Below are 21721 nucleotides of genomic sequence, written 5' to 3'. Positions count from 1 at the left end.
ACAGGGCTGCTCATCGTGGCTCACCCGACCTTGCGCGGCAGTCGCGTCGACAGGGCGATGACCACGAAGGTCGCCACGAACTGCAGGCCCAGCACCAGGGCCAGCGCGTCGTGCATGCCCATCGAGGGGGAGAGGGAGAGGAAGAGCGTTCCCAGCGTGGCGACGCCGAGGGCCAGCGAGGACTGCTGGGTGGTGGCCAGGATGCCGCCGCCCACGCCCGCGCGCTCCAGCGGGACCTGACTCAGCACCAGCCGGATGAGCGGCGGCATGACCAGACCCTGTCCGGTGCCCGCGATCGCCATACCGGGCAGCAGCGTCCACGGGCTCAGGCCGTTCCAGTCCTGGAACACCGTCACAGTCAGCACGGCCAGGCCGATCGCCTGGATCACCGCGCCGGTGACGATCACCCGGGAACCGAACCGGGCCAGCAGTCGCGGACCGGCCAGCGAGGCGACGAAGAAGCCGGTCGCCATCGGGACCATGGCCAGACCGGACGAGATCGGGCCCTCGTGCAGGCCCACCTGGAGGGCGACGGCCATCACCATCATGAAGCCGCCGAAGCCGGTGAAGAAGGGGACGGCCATGGTCAGGCCCAGGCGCAGGCCGCGCACCCGAAGCAGCGTCATCGGGATCAGCGGCACCTGCCCGGCCCGCTCACCGCGCCGCTCGACCAGCACGAAGCCGGCCAACAGGAAGGGGAACAGGGCCAGCAGCACCCAGGTCCAGACGGGCCAGCCGAGCGAGCGGCCCTCCATCAGCGGGACCAGCAGCGCCAGCAGCGCCGCCGCCAGCAGCACGGTGCCGGGGACGTCGACGCGGGCCGGGTTGGCCGAGCGGGTCTCCGGGACGGAACGGAACGAGAGGAGCACCGCCGCCAGCGAGAACGGGACGTTGACCAGGAAGATGAACCGCCAGCCGGTACCGAACAGGTTGGCCGAGAGCAGCACGCCGCCCAGCACCTGGCCGATCACCACGGCGATGCCGCCGACGGCGCCGTAGATGCCCATGGCCTTGGCCTTGCGCTCACCCTCGGTGGCGGCCTGGATGGTGGCCAGCGCCTGCGGCAGCATCAGCGCGGCGGACGCGCCCTGCGCGACGCGGGCGACGACCAGGGCCAGCGCGGTGGGCGCCAGACCGCAGGCCAGCGAGGTGAGACCGAAGAGCAGTGCCCCCGCGACGAACAGCTTCTTGCGGCCGTAGAGGTCGCCGAGGCGTCCGCCGAGGACGAGCAGCATCGCGTAGGAGATGCCGTAGCCGGCGACGAAGAGTTCCAGAGTCGCCGGTCCGGCCGACAGGTCGTGGTCGATGGTCGGCAGGGCCACGTTGACGATGAAGAAGTCCAGCATCGGCAGGAACGCGCCGAGCAGGACGGTGACCAGACCCAGCGTGCTCAGCCGCGGGTGCGCGGCAGCAAGGGGGCGGTCCGGAGCAGTGGTCTGGGTCGGCCCGGAGGCTCGGGTCTGCTGGGGTGTGGTGTGGATGCTCACGGGGACTACTGTCCGCCTCGCCGTAGCCTGGTACCAGGGTCTGCTTATCCTGGTACTCGGAGTACCTGGCAACGGGATGAATACAGGCGCATCCTGGAATACATGAGTACCGCACCGGTGTCCAGCCTGGAACTCGTCCTGCCGCCCGTAAGGCCCCTCCGGCCCGACGAGCTGCGACGACGCGAGCTCGGCGCGTTCCTGCGCAGCCGCCGCGAGCGCATCTCGCCCGAGCAGGTCGGTCTGCCCAGCATCGGCCGCCGCCGCACGCCGGGGCTGCGCCGCGAGGAGGTCGCACAGCTCGCCGCGGTCGGCGTCACCTGGTACACGTGGCTGGAGCAGGCACGCGACATCCAGGTCTCGGCCCAGGTGCTCGACGCGATCGCGCGCGGTCTGCTGCTGGACCAGGTGGAACGCCAGCACCTGTTCTCGCTGGCCGGCACCCCGGACCCGACCGGCTCGCCCCGGGACTGCCCGGTGGTCACGCCGCCGGTCCGCGCGGTCCTCGACCAGCTCTCGCCGATGCCCGCGGTGGTGCTCAACGCACGGTTCGACATCATCGGCTTCAACGACGTCTACTCCGCGCTCTGCGGCGGCCTGGAGCGGTTCGAGCCGGAGGAGCGCAACCTCCTGTGGTTGGCCTTCACGGATCCCGGCTGGCGCACGCTGCTGGTCGACTGGGAGACGGCAGCGCGCGGCATGACCGCCAAGTTCCGGGTCGCGTTGGCCGAGCACGTGGCCGAGCCCAAGTACAAGTCGCTGCTCAAGCGCCTGCAGCTGGCCTCGCCCGAGTTCGCCACGGCGTGGGAGCACCACGACGTCACCGCCACCGCGGAGGGCACCAAGCGCTTCCTCCACGGTGAGGTCGGCCTGCTGAACTTCGAGTACACCAACCTCTGGCTCGGTCCGCGTCCCGGCTACCGCATGATCACCTACATCCCGGCGGACCCGGTGACCACGGCCCGCGTGGCGCAGCTGGCGGCGGTGGGACAATAGAGGTTCTGTCCGGCCCCGCCCGTCCGCCGGACGTCCGACCAAGCGAAGGACCGCCCGGATGACCAGCACGGACACCGCCACGCCGGTGGCTCCCGCCACCGCCGCTCCGCTGCGCCTCGGCGCGCTGGAGGTGTGGCCCCCGGTCGTGCTCGCGCCGATGGCGGGGATCACCAACGCCCCGTTCCGCACGCTGTGCCGGGAGCAGAGCGGAGGCAAGGGCCTCTTCGTCTCGGAGATGATCACCACCCGGGCGCTGGTCGAGCGGAACGCCAAGACCATGCAGCTGATCCACTTCGACCCGAGCGAGCAGCCGCGGTCGATCCAGCTCTACGGCGTCGACCCGGAGACCGTCGGCCGCGCGGCGAAGATGATCGCCGAGGAGGACCTGGCCGACCACATCGACCTCAACTTCGGCTGCCCGGTCCCCAAGGTGACCCGCAAGGGCGGCGGCTCGGCGTTGCCGTACAAGCGGAACCTGCTGCGCGACATCCTGCGCCAAGCCGTGGGCAACGCGGGCGACCTGCCGGTCACCATGAAGATGCGGGTCGGGATCGACGACGACCACATCACCTACCTCGACGCCGGCCGGATCGGCGCGGAGGAGGGCGTGGCCGCGATCGCCCTGCACGGGCGCACCGCCATCCAGCACTACAGCGGCCAGGCCGACTGGTCCGCCATCGCCCGACTGCGCGAGACCGTGCCGGACCACGTCCCGGTGCTGGGCAACGGCGACATCTGGTCGGCGGACGACGCGGTCCGGATGGTCCGCGAGACCGGCTGCGACGGCGTGGTGGTGGGCCGCGGCTGCCTGGGGCGGCCGTGGCTCTTCAAGGAGCTGGTCAGCGTCTTCGAGGGCGAAGTCGACTACGCCCGGCCGGACTTCGGCTATGTGGCGCGGACGATGATCCGCCATGCCGAGCTGCTGGGGGAGTGGCTGGGCGACGAGAAGCGCGGTGTCGTCGACTTCCGCAAGCACGTCGCCTGGTACACCAAGGGCTTCTCGGTCGGCTCCGAGCTGCGCAACGCGCTGGCCACCACCTCCTCGCTGAGCGAGCTGGAGGAGCACCTGAGCCGGATCGACCACGACCAGCCGTGGCCGGACAGCGCCGACGGCCCGCGTGGCCGCAGCTCGGGCGCGACCCGGGTGGTGCTGCCGGCGGGGTGGCTGGACGACCCGTACGACTGCGCGGTGCCGTCCGCGGAGGCCGAGCTCGACACCTCCGGCGGCTGAGCCCGGCGGCCGGGTGACGGGTCAGTTATTGCGTCACGGGTCGGCCACTGAGCGTGGACATGCCGCGACGGATGGTGAGACCGGCTACGCACGAGGGGTGAGACGGCAGCCGTCGCGGCGCGTGACTCCGGCCACATTCCTCGTCACTTTGCGTCAGAAGGACGTAAAACTGCAGGTGGCAAGGGTCGTGAAACGCTTCCCGAACGAGCCGTGGCCAGTGGTCGGGCTGTTGTCTCCAGAGGATTGAACCAAGGAAACGTCGCCGTAGCGCAGGGTGTCCGTCTGATGGCCCAAAGATGACGAAGGTGCGACCCTGCCTTCAACCTTTGAAGACGAGCTAGCGTCAGGGCGACGATTTAACTTTCGCAGGCGAAGCCCGATTCCGGGGTTTCGATCTCGTGGGTTACCCGTTGGTACGAGACCCTGACGGCCTAGTGGGGGCAGCCAACCGCCTTTGATCTGGGTATGTTCTCCGGCGTCAGGGCAACCGTGCGGCAGGAGACCCTCTCGTGGCCACCAAGGACACGCTCACCAAATTCGTCTTTGATTTCACCGAGGGCAACAAGGACCTCAAGGACCTTCTCGGCGGTAAGGGCGCGAACCTCGCCGAGATGACCAACCTCGGCCTTCCCGTCCCTCCGGGATTCACCATCACCACCGAGGCCTGCAAGGTCTATCTGGAGACCGGCTCCGAGCCGGCCCCGCTGCGTGACGAGGTGAGTGCACACCTCGACGCGCTCGAGGCCACCATGGGCAAGAAGCTCGGCAACGCGACCGACCCGCTGCTGGTGTCGGTGCGTTCGGGCGCGAAGTTCTCCATGCCCGGCATGATGGACACCGTCCTCAACATCGGCCTCTCCGACGCCTCGGTGAAGGGCCTCGTCAAGCAGTCCGGCAACGAGCGCTTCGCCTGGGACTCGTACCGGCGCCTAGTCCAGATGTTCGGCAAGACCGTGCTGGGCGTCGAGGGTGAGCTCTTCGAGGAGGCGCTGGAGGACGTCAAGCGGGCCAAGGGCACGGTCAACGACCTGGACCTGGACGCCGCGGACCTCAAGGGCCTGGTCAAGACGTTCAAGAAGATCGTCAAGGACCACGCAGGGCGTGACTTCCCGCAGGACCCGCGTGAGCAGCTCGACCTGGCGATCCACGCCGTCTTCGACTCCTGGAACAGCGACCGGGCGAAGCTCTACCGCCGTCAGGAGCGCATCCCGCACGACCTGGCCACCGCGGTCAACGTCTGCTCCATGGTCTTCGGCAACCTCGGCGAGGACTCCGGCACCGGCGTGGCCTTCACCCGCGACCCCGCCTCCGGCCACCAGGGCGTCTACGGCGACTACCTGTCCAACGCCCAGGGCGAGGACGTCGTCGCCGGTATCCGCAACACGGTGCAGCTGTCCGAGCTCGAGCAGCTGGACAAGAAGTCCTACGACGAGCTCATGAGCATCATGCAGACCCTGGAGAACCACTACCGGGACCTCTGCGACATCGAGTTCACCATCGAGCGCGGCAAGCTGTGGATGCTGCAGACCCGCGTCGGCAAGCGCACCGCGGCCGCGGCCTTCCGCATCGCCGTCCAGCTGGTCGACCAGGGCCTGATCGACCTGGACGAGGCGCTGCACCGCGTCAACGGCTCGCAGCTCGCGCAGCTGATGTTCCCCCGCTTCGACGAGGACACCAAGGTCGAGAAGATCGGCCGGGGCATCGCCGCCTCCCCGGGCGCGGCGGTCGGCAAGGCCGTCTTCGACTCCTACACCGCCGTCAAGTGGTCCCGCTCCGGCGAGAAGGTCATCCTGGTCCGTCGCGAGACCAACCCGGACGACCTCGACGGCATGATCGCCGCCCAGGGCATCCTGACCTCGCGCGGCGGCAAGACCTCGCACGCCGCCGTCGTCGCCCGCGGCATGGGCAAGACCTGTGTCTGCGGCGCCGAGGAGCTCGAGGTCGACACCAAGAAGCGCCGGTTCACCACCGCCGACGGTCAGGTGATCGAGGAGGGCGACCTGATCTCGATCGACGGCTCCACCGGCAAGGTGTACCTCGGCGAGGTACCGGTCGTACCGAGCCCCGTCGTTGAGTACTTCGAGGGCACCCTGCACGCCGGCGCCGACGAGGAGGGTGGCCTGGTCAAGGCGGTCCACCGGATCATCTCCCACGCCGACTCGGTCCGCCGCCTGCGGGTCCGCGCCAATGCCGACAACGCCGAGGACGCGAACCGCGCCCGCCGCTACGGCGCCCAGGGCATCGGCCTGTGCCGCACCGAGCACATGTTCCTCGGCGAGGAGCGCCGCAAGGAGGTCGAGCGGCTGATCCTGGCCGACAACGACGCCGACCGCGAGGCCGCGCTCTCCGTCCTGCTGCCGCTGCAGAAGACCGACTTCGTCGAGCTCTTCACGGCCATGGACGGCCTGCCGGTGACGGTCCGCCTGCTGGACCCGCCGCTGCACGAGTTCCTGCCGGACATCACCGAGCTGTCGGTGCGCGTCGCCCTCGCCGAGGCCCGCAAGGACCCGAACGAGAACGACCTGCGCCTGCTCCAGGCCGTGCACCGGCTGCACGAGCAGAACCCGATGCTGGGTCTGCGCGGCGTCCGCCTCGGCCTGGTCATCCCCGGCCTGTTCGCGATGCAGGTCCGGGCGATCGCGGAGGCCGCGGCCGAGCGCAAGCTGGCCGGCGCCGACCCGCGTGCCGAGATCATGATCCCGCTCGTGGGCACCGTCCAGGAGCTGGAGATAGTGCGTGACGAGGCGGAGAAGGTCCTCGCCGAGGTCCAGGCCGCGACCGGGACCGATCTGAAGATCGCGCTCGGCACCATGATCGAGCTGCCGCGTGCCGCGGTGACCGCCGGTCAGATCGCCGAGGCCGCCGAGTTCTTCTCCTTCGGTACCAACGACCTGACCCAGACGGTCTGGGGCTTCAGCCGCGACGACGTCGAGGCCAGCTTCTTCACGGCCTACCTGGAGAAGGGCATCTTCGGGGTCTCCCCGTTCGAGACCATCGACCGCGACGGTGTCGGCGCCCTCGTCCGGAACGCCGCGATCGAGGGCCGCAAGACCCGTCCGGACCTCAAGCTCGGCGTCTGCGGCGAGCACGGCGGCGACCCGGACTCGGTCCACTTCTTCCACGAGGTCGGGCTGGACTACGTGTCCTGCTCGCCCTTCCGGATCCCGGTGGCGCGCCTGGAGGCAGGCCGCGCCGCCATCGAGACGGCGGGCAGCGACTCGCGCTGACAACCCTCACCCGGTGCGCAACCTGCCGGGTGCCAGCGCGGGGGCAAACCCCCTCCTCACCACGTCCCTGTCCCCGACCAAGGATGGGTAGAGCCGAGGGACCGGAGGGGGCTCGCTGCCCGCACCGCACGTCCCCTGCGGAGCTCGGCGCAGAGTAGCCGCAGGGGGCCCGCCGGGGCGGCGGAACGGACAACGGCGTCCGTTCCGCCGCCCCGGCTTTTCTGTTTTCCTCCGGGCCGCAGCGGGACGCGTGTAGACCCTGATTTCGCGTCAGTTCCGCCTGGAATCTGGCTGGTTCGCGGGTTTGTTTTCGCTGGTGGGAGCCGCAACGTGGCGGTTTTGTTTCCGGAATCTCTGAGTTCGCTCAGAGGGGGCTGTCCGGCTCTTGAACGGACAATGATCGGCCAGCTAAGTTCTCGCATCGCAAGAGCAACCCCCAATCGTGGTGACACCACTGCCGCTCGGCCAGCGGCGCTGCACAGCCCTCCCGTAATTCCCCCGTCGAGAAGGGCAACACCCGTGCTCCGTTCTGCACTCGTCGCAGGCTGCGCCACCGCGATCGCCGCTGCGGGCTTCCTCGCCGCGAGCCCCGCCAACGCCAGCGAGCTCGCTCCGCACCACATGAACGCCCACAAGGCGTCCGCTGCGGTGAGCACCACCGGCAACCTGGCGTACGGCGGCGGAAACGTCGTCACCTCCCCCACCGTCTACGTCGTCTACTGGGGCAACCAGTGGGGGACCGGCTCCACGGTCACCAACGACCCGTCCGGCGAGGCCGCCCTCCAGCTGAACTTCTTCCAGCACGCCTACGGCAGCGGTGACACCTTCTTCACCTCGCAGACCCAGTACTGCGAGGGCGTCGCCACCGGCACCACCCAGTGCAACGGCGCGGGCACCCCGGTCGGCCACCCGGCCGCCAACCCGGTCGGCGGCACCTGGCTGGACAGCTCCACCAAGGCGCCGACCAAGCCCAGCGACGCCCAGATCGCCGCCGAGGCGGTCAAGGCCGCGTCGCACTTCGGCGTCTCCGGCGACAACGTGCAGATCATCGTCGACGCCGCCCACGGCGTGGTGCCGTCCGGCTTCAAGACCCAGTACTGCGCCTGGCACGACCACACCACCACGGCGTCCGGTGCGGACCTGCCCTACACCAACATGCCGTACATCACCGACGCGGGCTCGTCCTGCGGTTCGGGCTTCGTCGCCACCGGCTCCTCCGGCGTGAACTCGACCGACGAGGGCATCACCATCGTCGGTGGCCACGAGTACGCGGAGACGCTGACCGACCCGGCGCCGAGCAGCGGCTGGGTGGACCCGTCCGGCTCCGAGACCGGTGACAAGTGCGCCTGGATCTCCAGCGGCCAGGGCGCGTCCGCGATCATCAGCCTGAACGGCGCCAACTTCGCGGTCCAGTCGCTGTGGAGCAACAACTACGGAGGGGGCGCGGGCAACTGCGTCACCTACTACGCTGGCGCGAGCAACCAGCACTGAGTTCTGAGCACTGAGTTCTGAGTCCTACCGAGGCCGAGTCCGTCCCCCAGGGGGCGGGCCCGGCCTCGGGCCTTCCCGGAGGAGCGAGTGGTGAACCGAGTCCTGCGAATACTGCCTGTCCTGCTGCTGCCGTTCGTCGCCACGGCGTGCACGAGCGGATCGTCGTCTGCTTCCGCCCCGGCCTCGTCAGCACCGGCCTCGGCGGCTGCGTCGTCTGCGGCGGCAGCGGCGCCCGCGCCGGCGTGCACGCAGCTGCCGGCGGGTGTGCTGCCGCACTCCGCAGGGCAGCTGACGGAGCAACAGAACGGCGCCTACTGCCTGGCGAAGGGAGGCAGGGTGGACGTCTTCCTGACGGCGGTCAAGGGCAGCCAGTGGGGCCAGGTCCAGGCCTCCGGAGCGCAGATCCTCGCCCCGGCCAACACCGGCGTGATGACCGCGCCGCTCGGCGTCACCCCGGCGATGTTCGTCGGCACGGCGGACGGTACCGCCGTGCTGACCAGCACGACCAAGTCCGGAGGTAGCTGGAAGGTGACGATTGTGGTCAAGGGTTAGGGCAACGTCCCCCTACGCCGAGATCAGCGGTCGGTCAGGGGCCAGGGCGGTGGGGCGGCTCAGGGCCCTGAGCTCCAGCGCGGCCCGCGCCGCCGGCCACTCCTCGTCGAGGATGGAGTAGAACGCCGTGCCGCGGACCATGCCGTCCAAGCCGCGGGTGTGGTTGCGGTGGACGCCCTCCAGCACTGCGCCCAGGCGCTCGATCGCCACGCGTGACCGCATGTTCCGCGCATCCGCCCGGAGGGACACCCTGCGCACGCCCCACGTCTCGAAGGCGTGACGCAGCATCAGAAGCTTGGCCTCGGTGTTGATTCCGGTGCCCTGGGCGCGGGAGGAGAGCCAGGTGGCGCCGATCTCGGTGGCGTCGGGGGTGGCGGCGAGCGGGTCGCCGACGGGGCCACGTGGGCCGGGAGGCCAGATCACCGGGCCCTGCCAGTAGTCCAGCTCGGTGAACCGGGTCGACCCGACCACCAGGCCGTCCGAGGCTCTGACCGTGGCGAAGGGCAGCGCGCGCCCCGCCGCCTGGGCGGCGAGCGCGTCGTGGACGTAACGTGCCGTCGCTTCGACGCCGTGCGGAACCGGCGTGAAGGCATAACTGCTGCGGTCCTCGGCCGCAGCCGCGGCCAGGGGCTCGATGTGGTGCTCGGCGAGCGGCTCCAGCCACGCGGTGGTGCCGCAGAGGAAGACGGGAACGGGCACTTGGCCTTCGGTCCTTCGGCGGGTGGGGACGGGAGAGAGCACCCCGGCGTGCGCGGGTACGGCGACGGATCGCGTTCGCCGTGAGGCACGCGGGGAGCGGGGGGACAGTTTGTGTCCGGAAGATGGCCGAGGCGGAGACGAGAGCGCGAAGGACAGCGGGCGGCCAGATGAAGGCAAGGTGCGAAGCAAGGGGTGGTGCGGGCGCTCCACGCAGCGTACGCAGTGACGGGAGTGGAGTGCAGCGAGAGGACCATACCTGCACCGGGGGACTAAGTCATCCCAGCCGCGCGATTCCGGCATGCACGGCGTGTCATCGGGGGCGCACGTTTCCGCTCCGCGCACCGAATTGGGGAATGAACCAGGGTTCCGCAATGCTTGCACCAGGGTAGGGGAAGCCTTTTTCCGGGCACCCCGCGATCGGCGTGCACGCAGGCGAGCGAAGGAGTGGTACGCAGGTGCTGGAACCGCAGGGGCTGTACGCATTCGAGCCCGAAGCCGAGGAGCTGGCCGCGGACGCCTCGATCCTGCTCCACTTCTTCGAGGGCTTCATGGACGCCGGTGAGACGGGTGAGCAGATCGTCGAGGAGCTGCTCGCCGACCCGGAGAAGAAGCTGATCGCCCGCTTCGACGCGGACCGGCTGGTGGACTACCGGGCCCGCCGCCCGGCCATGGTCTTCGACCAGGACCACTGGGCCTCCTACGCGGCCCCGGCGCTCGACCTGCATCTGGTCCACGACGCCGTCGGCGTGCCGTTCCTGGTGCTGACCGGGCCGGAGCCGGACGTCGAGTGGGAGCGGTTCGCCGCGGCCGTGCTCCAGGTGGTGGAGCGGCTCGGCGTGCGCCTCTCGGTGACCTTCCACGGCGTCCCGATGGGCGTCCCGCACACCCGTCCCGTGGGCCTGACCCCGCACGGCAACCGCAAGGAGCTGCTGGGCGTCCACCCGCGCTGGTTCGAGAAGGTGCAGGTGCCCGGGAGCGTCGGCGGGATGCTGGAGTTCCGGCTGGCCGAGGCCGGGCACGACGTGATCGGCTTCGCCGCCCACGTGCCGCACTACCTCGCCCGCACGCCCTACCCGGACGCCGCTGTGAGCGTCCTGGAGGCCCTCCAGGGGGCCACCGGGCTGATGCTGCCCGGCACGGGCCTGCGCGGCCGGATCGACGAGGTCCGCGAGGACGTCGACCGTCAGATCGCCGAGGGCGACGCGGAGCTGCGTACCGCCATCCAGGGCTTGGAGCAGCAGTACGACGCGGTGGCGGGCGCCGCCGACCGGGAGAGCCTGCTCGCCGAGCCGGTGGACCTGCCCTCCGCCGACGAACTCGGCCGCGCCTTCGAGGAGTTCCTCGCCGAGCAGGGCGAGGGGGAGTGACCTTGTCGTGACCGCGTCGTGACGGCTCTGAGCCCGCATTCACACCGTGGTCATTACCGATACGAGAAGGGGTGGGGCCCGCTGGGCCCCACCCCTTCTGCGCTGTCCTGACGGTTCGTCTCAGCCCTGGCTACGGCCCGTCAGCAGGGCGTAGGTGCTGTCGAGTTTGGCGACCGCGTCGGCCTTGATCACCGGGGAGGGCGAGGGGCTCGGCGTCGCCGCAGGCTGAGGAGCCATCAACTGCTGGCTCAGCCACGGGAAGACCACCGGGTAGAGGCTCTTCCAGGTGTTCCAGTTGTGGCCGCCGTCGTTGAGGACGATCGGCTGCGGCATCTGCACCGGCCACTTGACCGTGTGGTACAGCAGCTGGGCGTTGGCCGGGGTGCTGAAACGGTCACTCTTGGTGGTGGCGATGAGTATGGACACGTCCGAGTTGGTCGCCTTCTTGGCGATCGCCAGCGGGTTCTGCGCGGCCAGGATCTTCTTGTCGCGGACGATGGTCGGGTCGCCGTGGAAGTCGTCGGGGCTCATGCCGACCGCGCTGCCGAAGACGGTCGGGTACTGGAGCACGAGCTTCGGTGCGCAGTAGCCGCCGGTGGAGTAGCCCACCAGGCCCCAGGCGTGCGGGTTGTTCATCACCCGGAACTGGTTCTTGATCATGCTGGGCACGTCCTTGGCCAGCCACGTGGCGTTCTTGTTCACGCCCACGTCCGTGCAGTCCGTGTTGACCCCGGACGGGGAGATCTCCGGGATCACCAGGATGGAGGGCTGCAGGGTGCCGTTGGCCATCATCCCCGAGATACTGTTCGGCACGCCGCCGCCGCCGATCCAGGACCACGGGCTGCCCGGGTAGCCGGAGAGCAGCGTGATCACCGGGAAGTCGTAGCGCGCGTACTGCGGCTCGTTGTACTGCGGCGGCACCCACACCAGCGCCTCGCCGGTCAGCCCGGACGCCTTGCCGAAGAAGTGGGCCCGCTGGAAGCCCGCCCGGTCCGCCGCGAACTGGATGTTCATGCCGTTGTCGGCGGAGGCGACCGGGACGCTGATCGGCTGCTGCTCGCCGAAGAGGTCCGCCCACGAGGTGTAGAGGCCGTTCGAGTTGTTGATCCAGACGGCGACCACCGAGATGGCGGTCAGCTGGCAGGCCGCGATCATCGCGACCCGGCTGACCCAGCGCAGCCACTGGGGGCCTCGCACCCGACCCCAGAGCACCAGAGTGCCCGCCATCGCGACGAGTGTCGCAATGATCAGGGTGTAGAAGAACGCTGTTCCGGTCAGGCTCACGTCTGGGTCTCTTCGTCTCTCGCGATTCGAGGTCGGGGGCAGGCCCGATGGCCTCTGTCTCTCTGTGAACACCCTGCGGCGGTGGACGCCGGAGTGGGGTGCCATCTTATTTGCACGCTAGCCAAGGCAGGTGAGGGCAGACCTCTTACCTGTACGTTCGTGACAGAACTGTCGAAAAAGCAGACAGTAGCCACGCCGCGCCTCTCGACAGCCCCCCCGAGCCGATGTCTATGATCCGACGGTGGACCGAGGACTGTTGCGACGAACGTCACGCTCCGTTGGGGCGCTGGCTTTCGTGGCGTGCTTCCTCGTGGTTCTGGTCCACGCGAGCACGGGTGCCGCCGGTGAGGCAGCCACCGAGCGCCGGGCCTCGGGACCGCTGGACGCATACAGCATGCCCCATCCGAAGGCGTCCGTACCGACAAGTCTCGCGGGGCCCCTGGCGACGCCGAACGGCCATGCGAGCGAGTTCGGGGGACTGCCCGCGGTCGGCGCGGTCTTCTCCGCCAGTGACACGTCGCTGTCCCACCACTTCTGCACGGCGAGCGTGGTCGACTCTCCCGGCGGCGACGTCATCGTCCTCGCCGCGCACTGCCTGAGCGACCCGGCCAACGGCTCGCCCACCCCCGGCCCGATCGCCTTCGTCCCCGGCTACCACGACGGCCAGCAGCCGTTCGGCGTGTGGTACTCCTCGGCGCTGCTGATCGACCCGCACTGGGCGGCCAACAGCGACCCGGACACGGACGTCGCCTTCGCCGTCGTCCACAAGAACGGTGACCCGAGCGCCCGGGTCGAGGACGAGGTCGGCGCCGAGAAGATCGCCTTCAACCAGCCGATGCCGGCGACGGTCGGGGTGGTCGGCTACCCGGCGGAGACGGACAAGCCGGTCTCCTGCCTCAACACGACCAAGATCTTCAGCCCCACCCAGGCGGAGTTCGACTGCACCGGCTTCACCGACGGGACGAGCGGTGGCCCGCTGCTCCGGGACATCGACCCGGTCTCCGGCCTGGGCACGGTCCTCGGCGTGATCGGCGGCTACCAGGAGGGCGGCGACACGGACGACGTGTCGTACGCGGCGTACTTCGGCGCCCCGGCCAAGGCGCTGTACCAGGCGGCGTCCGCAGCCGGAGCGGTGACGCCTTCGCCGTCGCGCTCCTGAGCCTTTTGCAGTGGGGGACGGCCTGGTGACCGAGCAGCCGCGCGGGAAGCGCCTGCTGCGAGCCTGACGCGAGCTGTCGGTCCGTCGGGTTACCGTGACGGGGATGGACGAAACCGCGCAGGTCACCAGCTACAGCCCCGCCGCGCAGGCGCGTTGGGTCGAGGAGCCGGACAAGCGTCCCGGCCGGACGGCCTTCCAGCGTGACCGCGCACGGGTGCTGCACTCCGCCGCGCTGCGGCGGCTGGCCGGGACGACGCAGGTGGTCGCGCCCCTGGAGAGCGACTTCCCGCGGACCAGGCTGACCCACTCGCTGGAGTGTGCCCAGGTCGGGCGGGAGTTGGGCGCGGCGCTGGGCTGTGACCCCGACCTGGTGGAGACGGCCTGTCTCTCCCACGACATCGGCCACCCGCCGTTCGGTCACAACGGCGAGGAGGCGCTGGACAAGGCGGCGCAGGCCTGCGGCGGCTTCGAGGGCAACGCGCAGAGCCTGCGCATCCTGACCCGCCTGGAGCCCAAGCGCTTCGTCCCGCACCCGGACGACCACGGCCGGACCACCAGCGTCGGCCTCAACCTGACCCGGGCCGCGCTGGACGCGGCCACCAAGTACCCGTGGGCGCGCGGCGAGCATGCCGAACTGCCGCACAAGTACGGCGTGTACCCGGACGACCTGCCGGTCTTCCGCTGGCTGCGCCAGGGCGCCCCGGCGGACCACCGCTGCTTCGAGGCGCAGGTGATGGACTGGGCCGACGACGTGGCCTACTCCGTCCACGACGTCGAGGACGGCCTGCACGCAGGCCATGTCCACCCGGCCGCGCTGGTGTCGACCGCCGAGCGCGCCGAGCTGTACAAGGTCGCGGCCCGCTACGCGCCCAACGCCGAGCCTGAGGAGTTCGCCGAGGCGCTGGACCGGCTGCGCGGCGAGGAGTGGTGGCCGCACAGCTACGACGGCTCCGCGCGGGACCGCGCCCGGATCAAGGACGCCACCAGCCAGCTGATCGGCCGGTTCTGTACCGCCGCCGAGACGGCCACCCGCGCCTCCTACGGCCCGGGCCCGCTGACGCGCTATCAGGCCGACCTGATCGTGCCGCGCTCGGTCCGGCTGGAGTGCGCGGTGCTCAAGGCGGTCGCCGACCGCTACGTCATGCAGCGCGACGACCAGGAGCTGTTGCGCCAGCGGCAGCGGGTGGTGATCGGCGAGCTGGCCGAGGCACTGGTCGCGATCGCGCCGCAGGGGCTGGACCCGGTCTTCCGCACGCTGTACGAGGAGGCCGAGGACGACGCCGGCCGGCTGCGGGCGGTCATCGACCAGATCGCCACGCTGACGGACGCGTCCGCGCTGGTCCGGCACCGGCTGCTGACCGGGCGTCAGTAGCCTCGGCAGGAGGATCCGAATTGACTCCCGCACGACGGACGGGTGACGCCCTCTTCACCTCCGGGTGCTCATGCGGGACTCTCGATGCCGAACACGGGAACTGCGCACACGGACCAGTGGCGCCGGGCACGGCACAGAGCGCCCGGCACAGAGCACACAGCTTCAGAGCACACAGCCGCAGAGCGAGTGAGTGATCCGACAGGCGGGAGAACGGAACATGGCGGACGCGCACGAGACGCACGTCATCGTCGGCGGAGGACTGGCCGGGGCCAAGGCCGCGGAGACGCTGCGGACGGAGGGCTTCTCCGGGCGGGTGATACTGCTCGGCGAGGAGCGTGAGCAGCCGTACGAGCGCCCCAACCTGTCCAAGAGCTACCTGACCGGGGCCTCGGAGCGGTCCGAGCTCTTCGTGCACGACTCCGCCTGGTACGCCGCGCACGAGGTCGAGCTGCACCTCGGCTCCGCCGTCGTGGGGCTGGACCGCCAGGCGCGCGAGGTGCAGCTGAGCGGCGACGGGGTGATCCGCTACGACCGGCTGCTGCTGACCACCGGTGCCGCGCCGCGAGTGCTGGACATCCCCGGCATCGACCTGGGCGGCGTCCACTTCCTGCGTCGCCTCGCCGACTCGGACCGGCTGCGGTCGACGCTTACGACGTTGGGGCGGGAGAACGGCACCCTGGTGATCGTCGGCGCGGGCTGGATCGGTCTCGAGGTGGCAGCGGCGGCCCGCGGCTACGGCGTCGAGGTCACCGTGATCGAGCCGCTGCCGACACCGCTCCACGCCGTCCTCGGTCCGGAGTTGGGCGAGTTCTTCGCCGAGTTGCACGAGGGGCGGGGCGTGAAGTTCCACTTCGGCGCCACGGTCACCGGCATCGAGGGCCGGGACGGCATGGTGCTGGCCGCCCACACCAGTGACGGTCAGGAGTACCCCGCGCACGCCGTGCTCGTCGCCGTCGGCGCGGCTCCCCAGACCGCGCTGGCCGAGCAGGCCGGGCTGGCCCTGGCGAGCCGCGAGGAGGGCGGCGGGATCGCGGTCGACGCGTCCCTGCGCAGCTCCGACGAGCGGATCTTCGCGGCCGGGGACGTGGCCGGGGCCTGGCATCCGCTCTTCCGTCGCAGGCTGCGCGTCGAGCACTGGGCCAACGCGCTGAACGGCGGCCCGGCAGCCGCCCGGTCCATGCTCGGACAGGAGGTCGTCTACGACCGCGTCCCCTACTTCTTCTCGGACCAGTACGACCTCGGCATGGAGTACTCCGGTTTCGTCGCGCCCGGCGACTACGAGCGGGTGGTGGTCCGCGGCGACGCGGGCAAGCGCGAGTTCATCGCGTTCTGGCAAAGCGCGGACGGCCGGGTGCTGGCGGGGATGAACGTCAACGTCTGGGACGTGACCGAGCCGATCCAGAACCTGGTCCGCTCGCAGCGCCCGGTCGACCCGGAACGGCTGGCCGACCCGGCGGTCCCGCTCGCCGAGCTGGCGGGGGAGTAGTCGGCAGGGGAGCAGTCGGCACGGGAGCGGTCGGCAGGGGAGCAGCCGCCGCAGCGGCGTGACCCTCGGGTGTCGTCGCACCCCCGTAGACTTCAGGCGTGGCCGGACGCATCAAGGACGAGGACGTGCAGGCGGTCAAGACCGCCCTGCGGATCGACGCCGTCGTCGGCGAGTACGTCCAGCTCGCCGGCGGCGGTGGCGGTCAGCTCAAGGGCCTCTGCCCGTTCCACGACGAGAAGTCCGCGTCCTTCTACGTCAACCCGGCCAAGGGCGTCTTCAACTGCTTCGGCTGCCAGGAGAGCGGCGACACCATCGGGTTCGTGATGAAGATCGAACACCTCTCCTTCGTGGAGACGGTGGAGCGGCTCGCGCCCCAGGTCGGCATCACGTTGCGGTACGAGGGCGGCTCCTACGTCCCCGGGCGTCAGCAGGGTGAGCGGACCCGGCTGCTGGAGATCAACAAGCTGGCCTCCGCCTGGTTCCAGGAGCAGCTGAACAGCCCCGAGGCCGAGATCGGCCGCCGCTTCCTCAAGGAGCGCGGCTTCGAGCGCGAGGCCGCCGCCCACTTCGGCGTCGGCTACGCGCCCGGTGGCTTCGAGAACCTGACCCGGCTGCTGCGCGGCAAGGGCTACACCGACCGCGAGCTGCTGCTCTCCGGCATCTGCTCGGAGGGCCGCCGCGGCCCGATGGACCGGTTCCGGGCCCGGCTGATCTGGCCGATCCGCGACCTGACCGGCGAGGTCGTCGGCTTCGGCGCGCGCCGCCTGCGCGAGGACGACAACGGCCCGAAGTACCTGAACACCCCGGAGACGCCGCTCTACAAGAAGTCCAACGTCCTCTACGGCATCGAGCTGGCCAAGAAGGAGATCGCCCGCTCCGGCCGGGCCGTGGTGGTCGAGGGCTACACCGATGTGATGGCCTGTCACCTGGCCGGGGTCCCCTCGGCCGTGGCCACCTGTGGCACCGCCTTCGGCGAGGACCACATCAAGATCCTGCGCCGGCTGCTGATGGACACCTCCGCCTGGAAGGGCGAGGTGGTCTTCACCTTCGACGGCGACGCCGCCGGCCAGAAGGCCGCGCTGCGCGCCTTCGAGGACGACCAGAAGTTCGCCGCCCGCACCTCGATCGCGGTCAGCCCCGGCGGGATGGACCCGTGCGAGCTGCGCCTGGCCGAGGGCGACGACGCGGTCCGCAACCTGATCGAACAACCGGTCCCGCTCTTCGAGTTCGCCATCAAGGCGGCCGTCGCCAGCCACAACCTGGACGCCGCGGAGGGCCGCGCTGCCGCGCTGGACCAGTCCGCGCCGATCGTGGCCCGGATCAAGGACCGCTCCATCCAGCACGAGTACGCGGTCCGGCTGGCCGGTCTGCTGGGCATCCTGGACGAGCAGTTCGTGGTCCGCCGCGTCGGCCAGCTGGCCCGGTGGGAGGCGTCGCGCCGCGAGTCCGGTGGCAACGCGCAGGGCGGCCCGCAGCGTCGGGGTGTCCAGCCCGCGCCCGTCCAGGCCGCGCCGCAGCGCCCGGCGTTCCGGCTGGACCCGCGCAACCCGGTGCAGTTCGTGGAGCGCGAACTGCTCAAGCTGGCCCTGCAGTTCCCCGCGCTGGTCGCCCCGGTGCTGGACCACTTCGGCGTCGACGAGTTCGCCACTCCGCCCTACAGGGCCGTGCGGGAGGCCGTCGTCGTGGGCGGCGGAGTCACCGTCGGCGCGCAGGCTCCCGACGTCTGGGTCGACGTGCTGCGCGAGGTCGCCCCGGACGACGCGGTGCGTGGGCTGATCACCGAGCTCGCCGTCGAGCCGGTGCGCACCCGTCGTGCGCCGGACGCGATCTACGCGGGCGAGTTCCTGGTCAAGCTGCGGCTCCAGGCGGTGGCCCGTCGCGTCGCCGCCTGCCGCGGCCAGCTGCAACGCCTCGGCACCAACGGCGATCCGGAGCAGCTGGCGGCCGTCCAGGGCGAGCTGTGGGCACTCCAGCAGTACGAGGGCGCGCTGCGATCCCGTGGGGTCGCGGCACTCTGACGCCGCGTCGGCTGCGTGCCCGGAACCCGCGGCGCTTCACCCTGGGTGACCGCTTGGCCACAGAAACTCTGCGCACGGGTCTCTGCCCGGAGCCCCGGCCGGGAGCACACTGGTCCTGGTGCCCCACTATTCGCAGTCGCGGCCCGCCGACGACGGTGGTGCCGTGCCCCCGGCGTCCCGGACGGAGGGCGACGAGCCGCCCGACGTTCCGATGCCGCGTGTCCCGAACGCCGCCCCCGAGCAGGCGTCGGCCCCGCCTCCGGGGCCTCCTCCGACGCCGGAAGGGAAGGACGTGGACGTTGCCACGGCCCTCCATCCCACGACCGCGCCGCCCTCCGACCCGGTCCCGGTGACCGTTCCTGTTCCCCGCGCCCCTGTCATAGGGCCGGCCCCCGCACCCGTCCCGGCCACTCACGAGCCCACGGCCGAGCAGTTGCAGGCCGTCGAGGACGAGCCGGCCCCGGCACTGGACGACACCGGGGGCCCGTCGGCGGACCTCTTCCGCCAGTACCTGCGCGAGATCGGCCGGATCCCGCTGCTGACCGCGGCCGACGAGGTGGAGCTGGCCCGCAGGGTCGAGGCCGGGCTCTTCGCCGAGGAGTATCTGACGCTCCATCACGACACCGTCGACGTCCACGTCGCCGACGAACTCGACCAGCTGATCGTGCGCGGCCGGATGGCCAAGCGCCGCCTGATCGAGGCCAACCTGCGCCTGGTCGTCTCGGTGGCCAAACGCTACATCGGACGCGGCCTCACTATGCTGGACCTGGTCCAGGAGGGCAACCTGGGCCTGATCCGCGCGGTGGAGAAGTTCGACTACGCCCGCGGCTACAAGTTCTCGACGTACGCGACCTGGTGGATCCGCCAGGCGATGAGCCGCGCGCTCGCGGACCAGGCCCGCACGATCCGCGTCCCGGTCCACGTGGTCGAGCTGATCAACCGTGTGGTCCGGGTCCAGCGGAGACTCCTCCAGGAGAAGGGCTCCGAACCGAGCACGGCGGACGTCGCCGCGGTCCTGGAGCTGTCGCCGGAACGCGTCATCGAGGTCCTGCGCCTGGCCCAGGAACCGGTCTCCCTGCACGCCCCTGTCGGGGAGGAGGACGACGTCGCCCTGGGGGACCTCATCGAGGACGGGGACGCGGCGTCCCCGGTGGAGACAGCGGCGTTCATGCTCCTCCGCGAGCACTTGGAGGCGGTGCTCAGCACGCTCGGGGAGCGTGAACGCAAGGTGGTCCAACTCCGCTACGGCTTGGCGGACGGCCGTCCGCGCACGCTGGAGGAGATCGGTCGACTCTTCGGCGTGACGCGGGAACGGATCCGCCAGATCGAGTCCAAGACGCTGAACAAACTGCGCGACCACGCGTTCGCGGACCAGTTGCGGGGCTATCTCGACTGAGGGACGTCAGCGGTTCAGTTCGGGGTGCGTCTGCTTCAGCACGGCCTCGTACTGCGCCCGCACCGCCCCGCCCACCGCGGTCTCGTCGGACGGGTCCAGGACGGTCGCGGGCGCGGGGCGCTCCCAGGTGGGGGGTTCCGCGGTGCCCGCCAGGGCCCACGCGGCCTGGCGGGCAGCGCCGATCGCCGCGTACTCGGCCTGGGCCGGGACGACGACGGGGACGCCGAAGATGCCCGGCGCCGCGGCCTGGACCGCGGCCAGCCGGCCGGCCAGGCCGGTGAGGAAGACCCGGTGGACCGGGACCCCGGCCGTGCGCAGCACGTCCAGCGCGTCGGCGAGGCCGCACAGCATGCCCTCCACTGCCGCGCGGGCCAAGTGCTCCGGCTTCATCGAGTCGACCCGCAGCCCGGCCAGCGTCCCGGCGGCGTGCGGCAGCGGCGGGGTGCGCTCACCCTCCAGGAAGGGGAGCAGGACCAGACCGTAGGAGCCTGGGGTGGAGCGCAGCGCCAGCTCGCTGAGGCCCTGGAGGTCGGTGCCCAGCATCAATGCCGCCGCGCGCAGGACGCGGGCCGCGTTGAGGGTGACCACCTGGACGAGGAAGCGTCCGGTGCCGTCGGCGTAGGTGGCGACGGCGGGGTCCTGCAGGGCCTCGGTGTGCACGCCGTGGAGCGTGCCGTTGCTGCCGAGGGAGATCATCACGTCGCCCGGGCCGAGGTCGAGGCCGAGCGCGGTGGCCATGGTCGTGCCCGTGCCGGCCGAGATCAGCAGGCCCTCGGGGCTCTGCCCGGCGGCCTCTGCGGGGCCGAGGACCTGCGGGAACTGGTGCAGTTCGTGGCCGAGCGCCAGCGCGGCCAGGTCCGGACGCCAACGCTCCTCGACGGTGGACCAGTAGCCCGTGCCGGAGGCGTCGCCGCGGTCGGTGGTGCGCCGGGCGGACTGGCCGAGGAGCTGCCAGACCAGCCAGTCGTGCGGGAGCAGCACCTCCGCGATCCGCTTGGCCGCGGCGGACTCGTTCTCCGCGAGCCAGCGGAGCTTGGCGACGGTCGACGAGGCAGGTGGGACGGCGCCGACCGCCTGGGCCCAGGCGGCGGGACCGCCGAGCTCGTCGACCAGGGCGAGGGCGGCGGTGGCCGGGCGCGGGTCGTTGCGCAGCATCGCGGGACGGACCAGCACGCCGCCCGCGTCCAGGCCGATCAGGCCCTGCTGCTGAGCGGAGACGCCGATGGCCGAGATGCCCTCCAGCAGACCGCCTTCGGCGGCGGCGCCGAGCGAGCGGAGCCACGCCTGGGGGTCGATCTCGGTGGGGGTGGAACCGGCGGGGACGCCGGGGTGCGGTGCACGGTTCTCCCGCAGCACCGCACCCGTGTCGGTGTCGCAGACCACGATCTTGGTGAACTGGGTGGAGCAGTCGATTCCCGCGGCGATGGCCATGTCGAGATCATGCCTCATCGGGTCGTCGCCACGCGGTAGTTCATGCCCTGCGAGTGTCCCAGTCGTCGAGCGTGGCGTTGTGGTTGTGCAGGTAGGGGATCCGGTCCGCCACCAGCGTGGGGATCCGGTCGCCGAACCGGTCCGCGACGGCCTGCCCGGCCTTGTTCGCCGCGTTGTTCGCGGCGAGCTTGGCGTTGCGCCCGGCGGTCTGGACCGCCTGCGTCTGGGAGAGGTCCCGCGCCGTCTTGCGCATCTGCTCGTAACGCTCCCGCCCCGCGCGGGTGCCCAGCACGTAGCCGACGGCCAACCCCGCGATGAAAGTGAGCTTGCGCATACCCTCCGCCCTCCTTGCAGCTGACTGCTGCGCTCTCCGGCCTGTGCCTGCGCCGGTCCCCATGGAGCCTAGGCGGGGGCGGTCGGGGCCGCCCGTTCGGCACGCCGCCGACGCCCGGCGAGAGCCCCGTCACAGGCGACTACCCGTGGTCAGCGGCCCTGAACCGCAATGGATTGGCGGAGCACCCCCCCACG

Annotated in this window: 16 protein-coding genes; 11 read left to right on the top strand and 5 right to left on the bottom strand. The window is 70.9% G+C overall.

Annotated features, from left to right (window positions below; translation table 11 throughout):
- Nucleotides 1-20 precede the first annotated feature (20 nt).
- Nucleotides 21-1487 (bottom strand): MFS transporter, encoded by a 1467-nt coding sequence (locus ABH940_RS10875; RefSeq protein WP_370063501.1) that lies wholly within the window; start codon nucleotides 1485-1487, stop codon nucleotides 21-23.
- A gap of 102 nt (nucleotides 1488-1589) precedes the next feature.
- Here ABH940_RS10875 and ABH940_RS10870 point away from each other — a divergent pair, with 102 nt between their 5' ends.
- The 5 genes from ABH940_RS10870 (at nucleotide 1590) to ABH940_RS10850 (ending at nucleotide 8981) form a co-directional block, all read left to right on the top strand.
- Nucleotides 1590-2480 (top strand): helix-turn-helix transcriptional regulator, encoded by an 891-nt coding sequence (locus ABH940_RS10870; protein ID WP_370063503.1) that lies wholly within the window; start codon nucleotides 1590-1592, stop codon nucleotides 2478-2480.
- 58 nt (nucleotides 2481-2538) lie between these two features.
- Nucleotides 2539-3711, top strand: a complete 1173-nt coding sequence (dusB, locus tag ABH940_RS10865) for a tRNA dihydrouridine synthase DusB (protein WP_370063505.1) — start codon at nucleotides 2539-2541, stop codon at nucleotides 3709-3711.
- Between the two features lie 509 nt (nucleotides 3712-4220).
- On the top strand, nucleotides 4221-6938 hold the full coding sequence (ppdK, locus tag ABH940_RS10860; protein WP_370063507.1) for a pyruvate, phosphate dikinase: 2718 nt from the start codon (nucleotides 4221-4223) through the stop codon (nucleotides 6936-6938).
- Nucleotides 6939-7457: 519 nt separating this feature from the next.
- Complete coding sequence (locus tag ABH940_RS10855) at nucleotides 7458-8429, top strand: hypothetical protein (RefSeq protein WP_370063509.1); 972 nt, start codon at nucleotides 7458-7460, stop codon at nucleotides 8427-8429.
- A 90-nt stretch (nucleotides 8430-8519) separates the two neighbouring features.
- The gene (locus tag ABH940_RS10850; protein ID WP_370063511.1) at nucleotides 8520-8981 is read left to right on the top strand and encodes a hypothetical protein; all 462 of its coding nucleotides are present in this window, start codon (nucleotides 8520-8522) and stop codon (nucleotides 8979-8981) included.
- Between the two features lie 12 nt (nucleotides 8982-8993).
- On the opposite strand, the gene ABH940_RS10845 is transcribed toward ABH940_RS10850, so the two are convergent.
- Nucleotides 8994-9680, bottom strand: coding sequence for a GNAT family N-acetyltransferase (locus tag ABH940_RS10845; RefSeq protein WP_370063513.1), 687 nt, complete (start codon nucleotides 9678-9680; stop codon nucleotides 8994-8996).
- A 455-nt stretch (nucleotides 9681-10135) separates the two neighbouring features.
- On the opposite strand from ABH940_RS10845, the gene ABH940_RS10840 reads away from it, so the two are divergent.
- On the top strand, nucleotides 10136-11047 hold the full coding sequence (locus ABH940_RS10840) for a PAC2 family protein (protein ID WP_370063515.1): 912 nt from the start codon (nucleotides 10136-10138) through the stop codon (nucleotides 11045-11047).
- 120 nt (nucleotides 11048-11167) lie between these two features.
- Here ABH940_RS10840 and ABH940_RS10835 read toward each other — a convergent pair whose 3' ends face one another.
- Entirely contained in the window at nucleotides 11168-12331 is a 1164-nt protein-coding gene (locus ABH940_RS10835) for an alpha/beta hydrolase (protein ID WP_370063517.1), read from the bottom strand.
- A gap of 394 nt (nucleotides 12332-12725) precedes the next feature.
- Between ABH940_RS10835 and ABH940_RS10830 the strand changes: the two genes are divergently transcribed.
- From ABH940_RS10830 to ABH940_RS10810, 5 genes are all read left to right on the top strand, one after another.
- Nucleotides 12726-13490, top strand: coding sequence for a serine protease (locus ABH940_RS10830; RefSeq protein WP_370105131.1), 765 nt, complete (start codon nucleotides 12726-12728; stop codon nucleotides 13488-13490).
- Nucleotides 13491-13593: 103 nt separating this feature from the next.
- Nucleotides 13594-14862 carry a deoxyguanosinetriphosphate triphosphohydrolase gene (locus tag ABH940_RS10825; RefSeq protein WP_370105130.1) on the top strand — a complete coding sequence of 423 codons (1269 nt, stop codon included), beginning with the start codon at nucleotides 13594-13596 and terminating at the stop codon, nucleotides 14860-14862.
- 217 nt (nucleotides 14863-15079) lie between these two features.
- On the top strand, nucleotides 15080-16348 hold the full coding sequence (locus ABH940_RS10820; RefSeq protein ID WP_370063523.1) for an NAD(P)/FAD-dependent oxidoreductase: 1269 nt from the start codon (nucleotides 15080-15082) through the stop codon (nucleotides 16346-16348).
- Nucleotides 16349-16446: 98 nt separating this feature from the next.
- Entirely contained in the window at nucleotides 16447-18366 is a 1920-nt protein-coding gene (gene dnaG / locus ABH940_RS10815; protein ID WP_370063525.1) for a DNA primase, read from the top strand.
- A gap of 118 nt (nucleotides 18367-18484) precedes the next feature.
- Nucleotides 18485-19762, top strand: a complete 1278-nt coding sequence (locus ABH940_RS10810) for an RNA polymerase sigma factor (RefSeq protein ID WP_370105129.1) — start codon at nucleotides 18485-18487, stop codon at nucleotides 19760-19762.
- 6 nt (nucleotides 19763-19768) lie between these two features.
- Here the strand turns inward: ABH940_RS10810 and ABH940_RS10805 are convergent, their stop codons facing one another.
- Entirely contained in the window at nucleotides 19769-21193 is a 1425-nt protein-coding gene (locus ABH940_RS10805) for an FGGY family carbohydrate kinase (RefSeq protein ID WP_370105128.1), read from the bottom strand.
- A gap of 40 nt (nucleotides 21194-21233) precedes the next feature.
- Entirely contained in the window at nucleotides 21234-21527 is a 294-nt protein-coding gene (locus ABH940_RS10800) for a YtxH domain-containing protein (protein WP_370063532.1), read from the bottom strand.
- Between the last annotated feature and the right edge of the window lie 194 nt (nucleotides 21528-21721).

Source organism: Streptacidiphilus sp. BW17 (assembly GCF_041262485.1).
Taxonomy (GTDB): Bacteria; Actinomycetota; Actinomycetes; order Streptomycetales; family Streptomycetaceae; genus Streptacidiphilus.
Note: the sequence above shows the minus strand (reverse complement) of the source record. Positions and strands in the feature narration are given on the sequence as shown.

Excerpts from the sequence above, each read along its gene's own strand:
- ABH940_RS10870 (WP_370063503.1), top strand. The coding sequence starts at position 1,590 with ATGAGTACCGCACCGGTGTCCAGCCTGGAACTCGTCCTGCCGCCCGTA.
- dusB (WP_370063505.1), top strand. The coding sequence starts at position 2,539 with ATGACCAGCACGGACACCGCCACGCCGGTGGCTCCCGCCACCGCCGCT.
- ABH940_RS10830 (WP_370105131.1), top strand. The coding sequence starts at position 12,726 with ATGCCCCATCCGAAGGCGTCCGTACCGACAAGTCTCGCGGGGCCCCTG.
- ABH940_RS10825 (WP_370105130.1), top strand. The coding sequence starts at position 13,594 with ATGGACGAAACCGCGCAGGTCACCAGCTACAGCCCCGCCGCGCAGGCG.
- ABH940_RS10820 (WP_370063523.1), top strand. The coding sequence starts at position 15,080 with ATGGCGGACGCGCACGAGACGCACGTCATCGTCGGCGGAGGACTGGCC.
- ABH940_RS10805 (WP_370105128.1), bottom strand. The coding sequence starts at position 21,193 with ATGGCCATCGCCGCGGGAATCGACTGCTCCACCCAGTTCACCAAGATC.
- ABH940_RS10800 (WP_370063532.1), bottom strand. The coding sequence starts at position 21,527 with ATGCGCAAGCTCACTTTCATCGCGGGGTTGGCCGTCGGCTACGTGCTG.